This is a genomic window from Nocardia coubleae NBRC 108252 (assembly GCF_001612805.1).
GTDB lineage: Bacteria > Actinomycetota > Actinomycetes > Mycobacteriales > Mycobacteriaceae > Nocardia > Nocardia coubleae.
In genome coordinates, this window is record NZ_BDBD01000024.1 from 73,709 (window position 1) to 87,753 (window position 14,045).

Below are 14,045 nucleotides of genomic sequence, written 5' to 3' on the forward strand. Positions count from 1 at the left end.
ACCCGGGCACGCATGATCCGCGCGGCACGACGCACTGTCCTCACCCGAGGCAGCTGGCCCGAATCTCGTCGAGTCACCGAGGTGCTGCGACGGGAGACGGTGGGCGGTGTCCTGCTGATCGTCGCGGCGATCGTCGCGCTCGTCTGGGCCAACACACCCTGGGCGGATGCCTATGTGGCGCTCCGCGACTTCCGCATCGGCCCGGAATCGCTGCACCTGAATCTCACGCTGAGTCAGTGGGCCGCCGACGGGCTGCTCGCCATCTTCTTCTTCGTCGTCGGCCTCGAACTCAAACGCGAGTTCGTCGCGGGCGATCTGCGCGATCCGCGCCGGGCCGCGCTTCCGGTCGTCGCAGCCGTCGGTGGCATGGCCGTGCCCGCGCTCATCTACTTCGCGATCAACAGGGGCGGGTCGGTCGACGGCTGGGCGATCCCGACCGCAACCGACATCGCCTTCGCGCTCGCCGTACTCGCGGTCATCAACACCCATCTGCCCGCCGCGCTGCGCACCTTCCTGCTCACCCTCGCCGTGGTCGACGACCTGCTGGCCGTCACCGTGATCGCGATTTTCTACACCGGCGAACTGCACCTGCCCTATCTGGCGCTGGCCCTGATCCCGATCGCCCTGTTCGCTGTCGCTGTGCAGCGCCGGATCAGTTCGCCGTTCCTCTTGGTTCCGCTCGCCCTTGTGACGTGGTGGCTGGTGCATTCCTCCGGCGTCCACGCCACCGTGGCGGGTGTGCTGCTCGGTTTCACGGTGCCCGTGCTCGCCGGTCGCGGCGAGACCGATACCGAGCACGGCCTGGCCGAACGCTTCGAACACACCATCCGCCCGCTCTCGGCCGGAGTGGCGGTGCCGATCTTCGCCTTCTTCGCGGCCGGTGTGACCATCGGCGGCCTCACCGGGCTCACCGAATCCCTCGCCGACCGGGTGACGATCGGCATCATCGTCGGCCTGGTCGTGGGCAAGCTCGTGGGCATCACCGCCACCACCTACCTCACCGCCAAGCTCACCCGCGCCGAACTCGACGCCGACCTGACGTGGGTGGACGTGGCCGGTGTCGCGTTGCTCGGCGGCATCGGTTTCACGGTGTCACTGCTGGTCGGCGAACTGGCCTTCGAAGGCGACCCGACCCATGCCGACCACGTCCGCATCGGTGTCCTGTGCGGCACCCTCGCGGCGGCCCTGCTGGCGACCATCGTGCTGCGCGCTCGCAACCGCACCTACCGCCGTCTCGACGAGGCCGAATCACTCGACGCCGATGGCGACGGCGTCCCGGACGTCTACCAGCAGACGTCCCCCTGACCGTCCGACAGGAGCACCACCATGACCTTCACCCACGTGTCCGTCGGCCTCGGCTGGGACCCGGCCCCGCCCACCGGCTTGTTCGGCCGCAAGCGCAAGGACATCGACCTCAATATCACGGCACTGTCGTTCGCGGGACACGACTTCGTCGACGCGGCCTTCCACGAACAACTCACGTCTCGTGACGGCGCGCTGCGCCACCTCGGCGACAGCGTCACCGGCGACGGTGACGGCGACAACGAGGTGATCACCGTCGACCTCACACGTGTCGACGTCGCGACGAGCACCATCGTCTTTCTCGTCACCTGCTACACCGGGCAGACTTTCGACCAGGTCGTCAACGGTTTCTGCCGTGTCGTCGACAGCGTGAGCGGTGCGGAGATGGTACGCATCGACCTGTCCAGCGCCACCTCGCACACCGGCTTCGTACTCGGCAAGCTGCACCGCATCGGCACGGGCTGGGAGTTCTCCGTGATCGCCGATCCGATCTTCGCCGATCACCCCACTGTCGCGCTCCCCCAGCTGATCCCATACCTGGGCAGGGCATGAACGCCCAGTTGATGATCGTGGAGGACGACACCCGCGTGCGGGAGTCGTTACGGCTGGCGATGGAGGACGAGGGGTACATCGTCGCCGAGGCCGAGAGCGCCGAGCACGCACTGGAACACGTACACCGGATCGGCGTGCCGGACGTTCTGATCGTCGACCTCATGCTCGGCGGCATGGACGGTTTCACCTGCATCCGGGAAGTGCGCCGCGAACACGACGTGCCGATCATCGTGGTCAGCGCCCGTGACGACACCCACGACGTGGTCGCCGCCCTGGAAGCAGGCGCCGACGACTTCGTCACCAAACCCTTCGAGGTCAAGGAACTGACCGCGCGGATCAGGGCCGTGGGCAGGCGCACCCGCAACAACACCGAACGCGAGGTGGTCGAACTCGTCCTCGACGCCGACCGCCAGCTCATCCTCTGCCCGGAGCGCGGTTCGGTGCGGCTGGCGGGCGAAGACGTGCACCTGACACTCACCGAATTCCGGTTGCTGTGCGAACTGGCACAGAACGACGGGCTCGTGCTGAGCAGGCAGGTGCTGCTCGACAAGATCTGGGACCGCGGGTTCTTCGGCGACGACCGCATCGTCGACGTGCACATCCGCCGCCTGCGCACCAAGATCGAACGCGATCCCGCCGAACCGCGCCTGATCGTCACCGTGCGCGGGCTCGGCTATCGCCTCGATGCCGGGTCCTGAGTTGCCCACCCGGTTACGCGGCCTGCGTGGTCGCGTAACAGCGGCGTTCGTCCTCAGCGCCAGTCTCGTCGCGGTGCTGCTGTCGGGTTCGGTGTATGCCATCAGCACCAATTACATGGAGTCCCAACGGGTTCGGACGGTCGAACGCGCGGTAGGGGTGCACGCCGAGATCCTCCGGTTGCGGATGGAATCGCTGGCCACCGGGCAGGAGGCCCTCGAATCGTTGCGGCTGCCCGCCGGAACCATCGCGCTCCTCGACACCACCACGGGCACCGGCGTGCTCGGCGCCGACCAGGCCACCGTCGCCACGCTCGAACGGGCCGCCGAGGTGCCCTCGCCCGCCACCCGTGTGCGCATCGCGGGCGAGCCCTATCTGCGCACCGCGACCTACGTCGAAAACGGTGCCGTCCTCCAGGAATTCGCGCCGCTGCGCGAGCTGGAGGACACCCTGAAGATGCTGCGTACCATCCTCTTCGCCTGCGCGGTGCTCGCCGTCGCGGTGGCCGCCGCGCTCGGCGCCTGGGCCGCGCACCTCGCGCTGCGCCCGCTGCGCCAGGTGGCGGGCACCGCGTCGCGCATCGCCGCGGGCGACCTCGACCTGCGCTTGTCGCGGCCCGAAGATGTCGATTTGTCGCCGACCGTCGAGGCCTTCAACGCCATGGTCGACTCCCTGCAGCGGCGCATCGAACGCGAACGCAGGCTCGTCTCCGACCTCAGTCACGAGTTGCGCACCCCGCTCACCACCTTGACCACCACCGCGACCGTGCTGGCCGGGCATCGCGACGAACTGTCCGAAAGGCCGCGCGCCGCACTGGGACTGCTCGTGGAGGAGACCACCTACCTGCGCGGTCTGCTCGACGACATGCTCGCCCTCGCACGCGCCGAGGCGGGCATCCACCGCTCCGACCCGGCGCCGCTGTCGCTGGCCGAACTGCTGGCCCACCTGCTCGCGAGCCGTCGCGTCGACGCCGAGGTGCTCACGGCCACCGACCGAGGACTGGTGCGCGGGCGGCGGATGGAACTCGAACGCGCCCTGCTCAACCTGCTCGTCAACGCCGAACGCCACGGTGGCGGTGTGGCCGCGGTGCGCGTCGAGCGCGACGGCGACGACGTGCGCGTCACCGTCGACGACGAAGGCCCCGGTGTCGAGGCGGCCGACCGCGAACGCATCTTCGAACGCTTCGTCACCGCCTCGCGCCGCACGGGCGGCACCGGCATCGGCCTGGCCCTCGTCGCCGAAACCGTTGCGGGACACCAGGGCCGGATCCGCTGCTCGGAGCGGCCGGGCGGTGGTGCGCGCTTCGAGTTGACACTGCCCGCGCTGGATCGTCACGTGATCGCAAAGAAAACGTCCGAGCCGCCGCAATGAAAGTCATCCATTCTCGTCACGGTCACCGGGTCGGGTGATCGCCACGACCTCGGGCTGGAGGAGGACAAGTCGCGCTGCCACGGCACGCGGCCGATTCCCGAAGTCGTCGCGCGACACCGACACCGGTGACTTCTCGTCATCACGCGGCGGGGCCCGGCGCCACTCGGACGCCGGGCCCCGCTGGGGTTGTCAGGATCAGCCGATGCTGAAGGGCTGGCCCCACAGGGTGACGACCGAGCTCACGTTCTCGGTCTCCACCTTGACCTTCACGAAGGCACGCGCCTGGGCGTACCCGGCGCAGCCGCTCAGGCCGATGGTCGAGTCGGCCCAGGTCACCGAGCCGCTCTTGCCCTTGAACTTGTTGTTGGTGCCGTGGTCCTCGTTGCCGTAGTCGTCGGCCTTCTCGATGTCGAGAATGTAGAACGACTTGGCCTGGCCGGGGCCGAGGCTCAGTTCGGCACCGGACTCGGCGCCGACGCTCACGTCCTCGCCGTCCCAGCTGCTCTCGCCTTCGACGCCACCCTCGACGCCGCCGCCGTCGATGTTGACCTGGCAACCCACCACGTAACCGGGGTAGATCTTGCCGCCCTTGGCGTTACCGGAGACCTCGACCTGCGCGGAGCCGGACACCCACGCGTTGCGGTGCACCGGGGTCGAGCCCATCGACGGGCTGATGAGGGCCGACTCGCCGACCAGGCGAACGGTGACGGTCGAGCCGTCGGACAGGGTCTTGACGATCTCGCCGCCGGGCAGCGGAACGAAGGTGTCGGCGTTGGCGGCACCGGCGGACAGCAGGCCGAAAGTCACGGCGGCCGCGCCGACCAGACCGGCCATGCGGGCCGAATTCTTACGGTCGATCATGTGTGTCATTCCTTGCGATCGAAGTCGGATGCGCTCAGCCGATGCTGAACGGGGCACCGTAGAGGGTGGTCTTGGAGTAGTGGTCGCCGATGATCTCCACGACCGAGTAGGCGCGGGCCTGGGCGTAACCGGCGCAGCCCTGGATCTCGATCTCGACGTCCTGGTACTCGACCGAGTAGACGCCCGCCTTCAGGATGTCCTTCTTCTCGATCTGGACGAACTTCACCTCACCGGGGCCCAGGTCGAGGCCGACCGAGCCGCCGATGCTGCCGCCGGACAGGTCGATGCCGCCGGAGACGCCCGCGGAGATGGCGTCGTCACCGATGGCCACCTGGCAACCGACGATGTAGCCGGTGTTCAGCTGCGAGGCGCCGTGGGTGGAGGAGTTGTTGGAGCCGTCCTTGCCCGACGGACCGTTGTTCGGGCCGACCTCGCCCTCCGGCGTCGCGGTGACGTCGGCAGTGACGGTGCCCGAGACCCAGGCGACGCGGCCGGCGCCGTTGGCCGCCAGCGACGGCGAAACAGTGGCGCGCTCGGCGGTGCGGGTGATCGTCACGCCCGGGCCTGCCTTCTGGCCGTCGGGCAGCGGGACGAAAGCGTCGGCGCCGGCGGAACCGGCGGCGAAACCACCGAGTGCGACCGCGGCGGCCGTGGCCACGTAGAAGCGTTTGATTGTCATTCTTCCCCTCATCAGGTTCGAGCGGTATCGCCTCGACGTCGGCACCTGGCAGGGCGCGTCGAGGGCCGGATCGAAGCATTCACGCGCCCCATGGCGGGGTGAGAACCAGTCGAGGACCCGGCGATGAAGCTCACGGAACGAGAAGATTTCCGGTTCTTTGCGATGGTGTTGCGATGGGCGCAGACCGATCGTCACAAATGCGGCGTTCAGCCAATGTTGCGAAGTTCGGTATAGGGGGCGTGATTTCGATGTTCCCTGGATAGTTGCTGCGTTACGGTTTCCCACATGGACGACATCGAGTTGGATTTGCCGAGCGTCGCTTCTCCCCACAACTCCGGACGAATTCTCGACATCGGCGCGGTCGGATTGCGCAATCCACTTCCGGTCGACGGTGAACAGACCCACGCCTATGTTTCCTGCGTCGACGGCACCACCCTGCGACTGCCGGATTCTTTGCAGAACTGGGCCATGCAGACCCTCGCCGCGAACTACGACCTGCGCGCCACCGGCCTGCCGTCGCTGTTCCCGTGCCGGTTCGAGTTCGGCATCCGCGACGGGGCGGCCTACGCTGTTCCAGTCAGCGATCAGGCGCGTCAGAGGAGGCCATCATCACCACCGCAGCAGATGTCGGCGACTTCGCCAAGCGTCACGGGCTGACAGTCGCCGTAGCCGAATCCCTCACCGGCGGTAACCTCGCCGCCGCCCTCGCGGCGGCACCCGACTCCGCGCAGTGGTTCCGTGGCGGGGTCGTCGCGTACTCCGTGACGGTGAAACAGTCCGTTCTCGGCGTGCCCGACGTGCCGGTGGTGTCGGAGACGGCCGCACTGGCCATGGCCGAAGGCGTGCGTGCACTGACCGACGCCGATATCGCTGCCGCGACCACCGGCGTCGGTGGGCCGGGCGATCAGGACGGCGAACCGGCGGGGTCGGTGTGGTGCGCTGTCGCCACCCGCGACACCTCCTGGGCCGTGCACCGGAATTTCGACGGCGAACCCGAGCAGGTGCTCGAGCAGTCGGTCCGGTGCGCGCTGGAGATGTTGGGCGAGAGCGAGAAGCGCTTCACCGGCTAGACGATCGGTGGCAGGTGCACCACCTGGCCCGCGTACGCCAGACCCGCACCGAAGCCGAGCAGCAACGCGGTCTGGCCGGGTTCGGCGGCGCCGCTGCGCAGCAACTGTTCCATGGCCATGGGAATCGAGGCGGCACTGGTGTTACCGGTGTCGACGATGTCGCGCGCCACGGCGACGGTGTCGGGCAGGTCGAGGGTGCGGACCAGCGCGTCGGTGATGCGGATATTGGCCTGATGCGGCACGAAGGCGTCCAGGTCGGCGGCGGTGACACCGGCCAGCTTCAAGGCCTCCCGGCACGCCTGCTCCAGGAACGTGACGGCCCAGCGGAATACCTCGGTGCCGTTCATCCGGATGTAGGGCCGCACCGTCGTGCCACCACTGGCCTCGGCGGCCGCCACCTCGGCGAAGTACTCCTGGAAGTCCTTGTCCTGCTTGATCGCCGAGGTGCGTGACCCGTCCGAGCCCCACGCCACCGGTCCGATCCCCTCCTGCTCGGCGGCGCCGACGACCACCGCGCCCGCGCCGTCGGCGAAGATGAACGCCGTGCCGCGATCGGTGCGGTCGAGCAGGTCCGAGAGCCGTTCCACACCGATCACCAGCACGTGGCGCGCCTGACCGGAGCGGACCAGGTTGGCGGCATCGGCCAGCGCGTAGCAGAAGCCCGCGCACCCGGCGGAGATGTCGTAGGCGGCGGTGTCGTGCATGCCGAGTTCGGTCGCGACCACCGCGCCCGCCGAGGGGCCGAGGACCATCTGCGACGAGGTCGCCAGCAGCACGGCGTCGACCTGGTCGGCGGTGATGCCCGCGGCGGTGAGGGCGTCGCGGGCGGCGGCGGTGCTCATCGACACGATGGTCTCGTCGTCTTCGGCCCAGTGCCTGGCGGCGATGCCGGATCGGGTCTTGATCCATTCGTCGGAGGAGTCGATGGCCTCGACGATCTCCGAGTTGGGCACGACGCGGCGCGGCCGGTACACGCCGAGGCCGAGAATTCCCGTGTGGGTGATCGGAATCGAGGTGGCGATGGGGGTTGGCATGACATCCTCTCCATGTGAACCGATCGGTTCATCCGTCATAAGGTCTAACATGAACCGATCGGTTCAATCAAGCGTTTCGGGGAGGAGAGTCGGATGCCGGCCGGACCACGCGCCCGACTGATCGAGCACACCATCGCGACCGTGCAGGAGCACGGTGTGCACGCGGCGGCGTTGAGCGAACTGCTCAAGCGGAGCAATACCTCACGCAACTCGCTCTACCAGCATTTTCCCTCCGGCAAGAGCGAACTGGTGCAGACCGCGGCCCGCATCGTGTCGCGGCTGGTGTACTCGCACGTCAGCGCCGTGGCCGACGCCCTGCAGACCGCGCCGTCGGCGCAGCAGTGGCTGACCGATCTGTTCGCCTTCTGGCGGGTGCCGCTCGAACAGAGCGAGTTCCGGGCCGGATCGTTCATGATGGCCGCCGCGCTGGACGAAAGCGATCCGGTGGTGCAGTCGATCGCCGGACAGGCCTTCGCCGAATGGACCGCGCGCCTGGCCGACGGCATCGTCGCGGCCGGGATCGAACGGGCGACGGCGGTGTCCCTGGCCGGGTTCCTGCTCACCACCATCGAGGGCACCATCGTGCACAGCCGGGCGCTCAAGTCGGCGCATCCGTTCGATCAGGCGGTCACCCAGCTGACCATCCTGTTCAACTATCACCTGTCTCAGCGTTGAGGTGAAACATCCTGTGCGCCATCGAGATCCGCGCACAGCGTGGTGACGATGTGGCGGCGGGCCGTTGCGCCTTCGGGACTCGGGGTCAGCGGATACACGTGCACCAGACCCGGTTTCTCGATGTAGTCCAGGTCGACACCGGCCGCGCGGGCCTTGTCCCGCAGCAGACGGGCGTCGGGATTGAGGATGTCGTCGGTGCCGGTGAACAGGGTGATCGGGCCGAGGCCGGTGAGATCGCCGAACAGGGGGCTCACCATGGGGTCCTTCATCGGCAGCTCGCCGCTCCACCGGCGGCCGTAGACGAGGCCGCCGTCACGACCGAGCCACGGGTCGCGCTGCTGCACGACGTCGATCTCCGGGTTCTCGAGGGTGAGGTCGAGAGCCGGGGAGATGAGGACGGTACGCGGCAGTGTGGTGCCGAGGTCGCGGAGGTGCAGAGCGGTGGACAGGGCGATCTGGCCGCCGGCCGAATCACCGCCGAGGAAGGTGGGGCCGTGTTCGTCGGCGCTGGTGCGGACGAGGTCGGCTACGCGGGGAATCACGTCCGCGGCGGTGCCGAACGGAATGAGGGGGTAGATCGGCACCGTCACCGTGAGCCGTGCGCGGATGGCGAGCATGGCCGCCAGCCGCCAGTGCTGCACCGCGATCTCACCGACCCAGCCGCCACCGTGTGCGTACACCAGGCCGCCGCGTGGTTTTCCGGTGCGCGGGGTGAGGGTGTAGACGGGCCAGCCACGATCGCGCACCACGGCGATGTCGACTCCGCGCAGGGTGCGTGGCGGGCCGTAGGGCAGTGGGCGAAGCGCCAACTCGCGGATATGGGCCTCGGCGCGTTCGGCGTCGATGTAGTTCCGGTTGCGGCGCGCTACTCGCAGGAACCCGGGAATCACGAACCGGCTCATCACTGTGGGCACCGCAACCTCCACTCGTACAGGTGCCCGCCAAATTACCCGTTCAGGCCAACGGTTGTTCGATGATGTCGGTCCGCAGGCTGGAGCCGTTGAGATCGAGGTACACCACGCCCTCGGTGATCGACAGGCTCGCGGTATTGCGCCGATCCACCAGCCGCGCCGCCTCGTCGATGAACGCCCGGTCGAAACTGTAGAGCGGAATCGCGGCCGCGTTGTGAATCTTCTTGCCCGCGTACTGCGCGAGCACCTTCACCGGATCCCGATGCGTGTACACCGCCGCCCGCCCGGCCAGCTTGCTCCCCCGATGAATCCGCTCCGAGTCGGGCGCCCCCACCTCGATCCAGGCCGTCGTCCGCCCCGTCAGATCCCGCACCTGCACCGCGGGCTCGTCGGTAGCCGAGATCCCACCCTCACTGAACACGATCCCCTCCTCGTACTGCAGGCAGTACGCCAGAATCCGCGTCACCATGTACTCGAGCGTCTCGGAAGGATGCCGAGCCACCCGCAACTCCAACTCCTCATAGACCCCCCGATCCACATCGGCGAGCTGAATAGCGAAAGTGTGCACAGTAGCGCTGATTCCCATAAGACCCGCCACCCTAGTTGGTAGCGGACTCATGAGACTCCAGGAGGGCTCGGGGGGCGGCCTGGGTCCAGGAGTCGGTGATGATGGCGGTGAGTTCGTCGTGGTCGTCGAGGGCTGAGAGGCGGACGCGGACCCAGGCGTTGTTCGCCTCGTGGGAGGCGATCCAGAACTTGGCGGGTTCGGCCTGGACGAGTTCGTCGCGGTCGATGATCGGGCAGCGGACGGCCATCGAGGTCTCGTTCTCGGGGAGGGTGAGGAACAGGCGGCCCGAGACCTTGAAAATCGGCATGCCCCAGGCGAATTCCTCCGCCGTGCCGGGCAGGGACAAGGCGAAGGAGCGGACGTCGTCCCCGGTGACTGTCATGACCCGATCATCTCAAAACGCACCGACAGGTTCAGACGGCGAGCTTGGCCGAACGGGCCCGGCTCGCGGTGATGCGGCGGCCGATGATGCCGTGGCGCGGCGCGAACAGGTAGACCAGGGTGAAGGCGACGCCCTGGGTGACCACCACCATCCCGCCCGCGGCGGTGTCGAGGTGGTAGCTGATGTACAGACCGGTGACCGCGCACAGCACCGACACGGTCGGCGCGATCAGCAGCATCCGCGAGAAACGGTCGGTGAGCAGGTAGGCCGTGGCGCCCGGAATGATGAGCATGGCGACCACCAGCACCACACCCACCGCCTGCAACGCCACCACCGAGGTGAGGGCGAGCAGTGCGAGCAGCGCGGTGCCGAGCACGCGGGGGTTGAGACCGATGGCGTGGGCGTGGGTGGCGTCGAAGGCGTACAGGGTGAAGTCGCGACGCTTGAGCACCAACGCCACGAGCACGATCGCCGCGAGGATCATGATCTGGATCATCTCCTCGCGACTCACCCCGAGCAGATTGCCGAAAACGATGTGGTTCAAGTCTGTTTGGCTCGGTGTCACCGAAACCAGCACCAACCCGAACGCGAACAGCGTCGTGAAGACGATCCCGATGGCCGCGTCCTCCTTCACCCGGCTGGTATCGCGCACCACCCCGATCAACGCGACCGCGAGGAACCCGAAGATCACCGCGCCCACCGCGAACGGCCAGCCGACGATGTAGGCGAGCACCACCCCGGGCAGCACCGCGTGCGATACCGCGTCACCCATCAGCGACCAGCCGATCAGCACCAGCCAGCACGACAGCACCGCGCACACCACGGCCGCGGTGACGGTGGTCGCCAGCGCCCGGACCATGAATTCGTAGCGCAACGGGTCGAGGAAGAATTCTTCGAGGTTCACTGGTCTGTGTCCAATCCGAACGCCTTGGCCAGGTTCTCGGGCCGCAACACCACGTCGGGATCGCCGTGTTCGAGCACCCGGCGGTTCAAAAGCACTGCCTCGTCGGCCAATCGAGGCAGCGCGTGCAGGTCGTGGGTGGACACGAGGATCGTCGCGCCACCGGCGGCGAGCTCACGCAGCAACGCGGTGATGGTGGCCTCGGAGCGCTTGTCGACACCGGCGAACGGTTCGTCCAGCAGCAGGATGGTCGCCTCCTGCGCGATACCGCGCGCCACGAAGGTCCGCTTCTTCTGCCCGCCGGAGAGCTGCCCGATCTGCCGGTCGGCGAAGTCGGTGAGTTCGACCCGGGCCAGCGCCTCCTCCACGGCGGCCTTGTCGGCCTTGCTCGCACGCCGGGTGAAACCCATTTTCCCGTAGCGCCCGGTCATCACCACATCGCGCACCGACAGCGGGAAAGTCCAATCCACGTCCTCGGATTGGGGCACGTACCCGAGGGCGCCCGCCTTGCGCGCGGCGGCGGGTGCGCCACCGTTGACCAGCACCCGGCCGCGGTCGGGCGTCACCAGTCCCATGACGGTCTTGAACAGTGTCGACTTGCCCGACCCGTTCATCCCGATCAGCCCGCACACCCGACCCGATTTCAAGGTGAGTTCCACGTTGTCGAGGGCGAGCACATCACCGTAATGAACTGTCACGTCCTGGATTTCGACAACAGGCTCGGTCATTTCGGTGCTCCTGCCAGTGCCGCCGCGATGGTGTCGGCGTCGTGCCGGATCAGGTCGAGGTAGGTCGGCACGGGGCCGTCCGCCTCCGACAGCGAGTCGACATACAGCGTGCCGCCGAAGCGCGAACCGGTCGCCTCGACCACGCGCTGCATCGGCGCGTCCGACACCGTCGACTCGCAGAACACGGCGGGCACCCCGCGCTGGCGGACGAAGTCGATCACCGACCCGATCTGCTGCGGTGTGGCCTGCTGTTCGGCGTTGACCGGCCAGATGTACTTCTCGGTCAGTCCCGCGTCACGGGCCAGGTAGGAGAACGCTCCCTCACAGGTGACCAGGGCCTTCTGGTCGGCGGGCAGTGTGCTGACCGCGGCCACCAGCTCGTCACGGACCGCACCGAGCTGGGTCTTGTACGCCTCGCCGTTGGCGCGGTAGGCCTCGGCGTGGTCGGGGTCGAGGTCGGTGAACGCGCGAACCATGTTGTCCACGTAGATCTGTGCGTTCACCGGCGACATCCACGCGTGCGGATTCGGCTTGCCCGCGTAGGCGTCCTCGCTGATGTTCATCGGCGTCACGCCCTCGCTCACCACGGCATGCGGCACCTCGAGGTCGGCGACGAACTGGGCGAACCAGGCCTCGAGATTGAGCCCGTTGTCGAGGATGAGATCGGCCTTGGCGGCCTTCTTGATGTCCCCCGGCGTCGGCTCGTACCCGTGGATCTCGGCGCCGACCTTGGTGATCGACTCGACCCGTAGATGCTCACCGGCCACGTTGCGCGCCATATCGGCGAGCACGGTGAAGGTGGTGAGGACCACCTTCCGGTCGTCGTCGGACGCGCCGACGCCACCGCAAGCGGTGAGCGCGAACACCATGACACTCAGCACGCACGCCGCGAGCACTCGCGACGAACGGTGGAACCCAACCTTCATCCCGAAATTATATTGTTCGGGTGACCGAACTTTCAAGTTCAGTCGCCGAAACAGCGGTGGTGACCGGTCATGATGCCCAGGGCGGGACGAAGGTCGACCCGTCCGGCAACTCCGCGGCGAAGCCGGTCCGGACGGTGACCAGCAGCCGCGCGCCCGCCCCGGCTTCGTCGGTGAGCGCGATGAGCGAGCCGGCGGGTGCCACGGCGGCATCACCGGGCCGCAGGGTGGTCGCCTCGCCGTCGATGGTGAGGACGATTTCGCCCGCGAGCAGCACGAATACCTCCTCGCCGAGGATCCGGTGGGCGACTCCGGCCGTGCCGGGCGCGACGTCGGTCTGCCAGACGCACAGGTCGGCACTGCCGGTGCCGGGGCGGATCAACGAGGTGAAGCGGGCGTTGTGCACTTCGTGCACCTGGGCGTCGGCGGAACGGACTACCGGCATTGCGTCTCCTGTTGGTCAATTTACTTGTCTATATAGTCAAGTAGCTTTCCTATCACGTCAAGTGCCAGAATGACGAACGTGCCCCCTGCCGGTGACCTCCCCCTATTGCTCCTCGCGGCCGCCGCCCAGGTGACAGATGCGGTCCAGGCGGGGGTCGCCGCGGCCGGCTTCCCCGATGTACGGCCCACACACGGCTTCGCCTTCGTGCGAATGGCACCCGACGGGGCGACCGTCGGCGAGATCGCCGAGCATCTCGGCGTCACCAAGCAGGCGGCGAGCCAACTGGTCGACGAGTTGGTCACCAAGGGCTATGTCGCACGCAATCCGCACCCACGCGACGCACGCGCCCGGCTCATCACGCTCACCGACCGCGGCTGGGCGTGCACTCGCGCCGCCGACGCGGCCTTGGGCGAACTCACCGAAAACTGGTCCGAAACCCTTGGCGCAGGCGACCTCGACCAGGTCAGGGACGTATTGGCGCGGGTCGTCATCCCGGGTCGGGTCCGCCCGAGCTGGTGAGGGCGTAACCCTTCGCGGCGGACGAACGATCTGTTGTCAGGTATCCGTTAATCCGAACAACAGGATTTTCGAAACCCGCGCGCGACATCGCGACGAGCGGCATACTCGGCTGCGAGCGGTGACGCGCCACCGCAGCACCCCGGGCCGCCGGTCCGGGCCGTGCCTCGTCACGCACCGTTCCCGCTATCCCGGAGTTCGAATGTCTGCTCTAGCGACCGCCACCTCGGTCGACACCATCACCCGCCACAAGTACGAACGGCTGCAGTACACCGGTTCCGCCGGTGTCGTCGCCTCCCTCGAAGACCCGCGGCTGGTGGACCGCTGGCGCGCCGAGCACCCCACCTGGCGTGGCGAGCACTGGGCGTTCGAGGCGGGCACCACCGGCAGCCTCCGCCCGATCAACGTGGCGACCCGCCACAACTGAGCCC

At 67.8% G+C, this 14,045-nt stretch carries 19 protein-coding genes; 9 read left to right on the forward strand and 10 right to left on the reverse strand.

The window, feature by feature from the left end; genetic code table 11:
• Nucleotides 1-15: 15 nt before the first annotated feature.
• The 4 genes from nhaA to NCO8_RS24990 are packed head-to-tail and all read left to right on the forward strand — an operon-like array spanning nt 16 to nt 3,921.
• Nucleotides 16-1,305 (forward strand): Na+/H+ antiporter NhaA, encoded by a 1,290-nt coding sequence (gene nhaA / locus NCO8_RS24975; protein ID WP_067642751.1) that lies wholly within the window; start codon nt 16-18, stop codon nt 1,303-1,305.
• A 21-nt stretch (nt 1,306-1,326) separates the two neighbouring features.
• Nucleotides 1,327-1,854 carry a TerD family protein gene (locus NCO8_RS24980; protein ID WP_067642634.1) on the forward strand — a complete coding sequence of 176 codons (528 nt, stop codon included), beginning with the start codon at nt 1,327-1,329 and terminating at the stop codon, nt 1,852-1,854.
• Nucleotides 1,851-2,552, forward strand: coding sequence for a response regulator transcription factor (locus NCO8_RS24985; RefSeq protein ID WP_067642637.1), 702 nt, complete (start codon nt 1,851-1,853; stop codon nt 2,550-2,552). The genes NCO8_RS24980 and NCO8_RS24985 overlap by 4 nt, the downstream gene beginning before the upstream one ends.
• The gene (locus NCO8_RS24990; RefSeq protein ID WP_084457451.1) at nt 2,539-3,921 is read left to right on the forward strand and encodes a sensor histidine kinase; all 1,383 of its coding nucleotides are present in this window, start codon (nt 2,539-2,541) and stop codon (nt 3,919-3,921) included. Before NCO8_RS24985 ends, NCO8_RS24990 begins: the two co-directional genes overlap by 14 nt.
• Before the next feature lie 195 nt (nt 3,922-4,116).
• On the opposite strand, the gene NCO8_RS24995 is transcribed toward NCO8_RS24990, so the two are convergent.
• Both NCO8_RS24995 and NCO8_RS25000 read right to left on the reverse strand, forming a co-directional pair.
• Nucleotides 4,117-4,782 carry an MspA family porin gene (locus NCO8_RS24995; protein ID WP_067496968.1) on the reverse strand — a complete coding sequence of 222 codons (666 nt, stop codon included), beginning with the start codon at nt 4,780-4,782 and terminating at the stop codon, nt 4,117-4,119.
• A 34-nt stretch (nt 4,783-4,816) separates the two neighbouring features.
• Nucleotides 4,817-5,461, reverse strand: coding sequence for an MspA family porin (locus NCO8_RS25000; protein WP_084457452.1), 645 nt, complete (start codon nt 5,459-5,461; stop codon nt 4,817-4,819).
• Between the two features lie 285 nt (nt 5,462-5,746).
• Between NCO8_RS25000 and NCO8_RS31560 the strand changes: the two genes are divergently transcribed.
• Entirely contained in the window at nt 5,747-6,118 is a 372-nt protein-coding gene (locus tag NCO8_RS31560; RefSeq protein ID WP_157105087.1) for a hypothetical protein, read from the forward strand.
• Complete coding sequence (locus NCO8_RS25005; protein ID WP_245655491.1) at nt 6,115-6,531, forward strand: CinA family protein; 417 nt, start codon at nt 6,115-6,117, stop codon at nt 6,529-6,531. The genes NCO8_RS31560 and NCO8_RS25005 overlap by 4 nt, the downstream gene beginning before the upstream one ends.
• Here NCO8_RS25005 and NCO8_RS25010 read toward each other — a convergent pair.
• Nucleotides 6,528-7,565 (reverse strand): beta-ketoacyl-ACP synthase 3, encoded by a 1,038-nt coding sequence (locus NCO8_RS25010; RefSeq protein ID WP_067497053.1) that lies wholly within the window; start codon nt 7,563-7,565, stop codon nt 6,528-6,530. The genes NCO8_RS25005 and NCO8_RS25010 overlap by 4 nt on opposite strands.
• 93 nt (nt 7,566-7,658) lie before the next feature.
• Here NCO8_RS25010 and NCO8_RS25015 point away from each other — a divergent pair, with 93 nt between their 5' ends.
• Complete coding sequence (locus NCO8_RS25015; protein ID WP_067642643.1) at nt 7,659-8,240, forward strand: TetR/AcrR family transcriptional regulator; 582 nt, start codon at nt 7,659-7,661, stop codon at nt 8,238-8,240.
• On the opposite strand, the gene NCO8_RS25020 is transcribed toward NCO8_RS25015, so the two are convergent.
• The 7 genes from NCO8_RS25020 to NCO8_RS25050 all read right to left on the reverse strand — a co-directional run bounded on the left by NCO8_RS25020 (nt 8,231) and on the right by NCO8_RS25050 (nt 13,098).
• Complete coding sequence (locus NCO8_RS25020) at nt 8,231-9,154, reverse strand: alpha/beta hydrolase fold domain-containing protein (RefSeq protein ID WP_067642757.1); 924 nt, start codon at nt 9,152-9,154, stop codon at nt 8,231-8,233. The genes NCO8_RS25015 and NCO8_RS25020 overlap by 10 nt on opposite strands.
• A gap of 40 nt (nt 9,155-9,194) precedes the next feature.
• Nucleotides 9,195-9,737, reverse strand: a complete 543-nt coding sequence (locus NCO8_RS25025) for a YaeQ family protein (RefSeq protein WP_067497047.1) — start codon at nt 9,735-9,737, stop codon at nt 9,195-9,197.
• A 13-nt stretch (nt 9,738-9,750) separates the two neighbouring features.
• Entirely contained in the window at nt 9,751-10,101 is a 351-nt protein-coding gene (locus NCO8_RS25030) for an MmcQ/YjbR family DNA-binding protein (RefSeq protein WP_067642645.1), read from the reverse strand.
• Between the two features lie 31 nt (nt 10,102-10,132).
• Nucleotides 10,133-10,960, reverse strand: coding sequence for a metal ABC transporter permease (locus NCO8_RS25035; RefSeq protein WP_210740780.1), 828 nt, complete (start codon nt 10,958-10,960; stop codon nt 10,133-10,135).
• Nucleotides 10,961-11,001: 41 nt separating this feature from the next.
• The gene (locus NCO8_RS25040) at nt 11,002-11,730 is read right to left on the reverse strand and encodes a metal ABC transporter ATP-binding protein (RefSeq protein ID WP_067642650.1); all 729 of its coding nucleotides are present in this window, start codon (nt 11,728-11,730) and stop codon (nt 11,002-11,004) included.
• Nucleotides 11,727-12,656, reverse strand: a complete 930-nt coding sequence (locus NCO8_RS25045) for a metal ABC transporter substrate-binding protein (RefSeq protein WP_067642653.1) — start codon at nt 12,654-12,656, stop codon at nt 11,727-11,729. Before NCO8_RS25045 ends, NCO8_RS25040 begins: the two co-directional genes overlap by 4 nt.
• A 67-nt stretch (nt 12,657-12,723) precedes the next feature.
• Nucleotides 12,724-13,098, reverse strand: coding sequence for a cupin domain-containing protein (locus NCO8_RS25050; RefSeq protein WP_067642656.1), 375 nt, complete (start codon nt 13,096-13,098; stop codon nt 12,724-12,726).
• 69 nt (nt 13,099-13,167) lie between these two features.
• On the opposite strand from NCO8_RS25050, the gene NCO8_RS25055 reads away from it, so the two are divergent.
• Both NCO8_RS25055 and NCO8_RS25060 read left to right on the forward strand, forming a co-directional pair.
• A complete protein-coding gene (locus tag NCO8_RS25055; RefSeq protein ID WP_067642659.1) occupies nt 13,168-13,617 on the forward strand; it encodes a MarR family winged helix-turn-helix transcriptional regulator in 450 nt (149 codons plus the stop codon).
• A gap of 199 nt (nt 13,618-13,816) precedes the next feature.
• Nucleotides 13,817-14,041, forward strand: a complete 225-nt coding sequence (locus NCO8_RS25060; RefSeq protein WP_067642662.1) for a hypothetical protein — start codon at nt 13,817-13,819, stop codon at nt 14,039-14,041.
• Nucleotides 14,042-14,045: the final 4 nt, after the last annotated feature.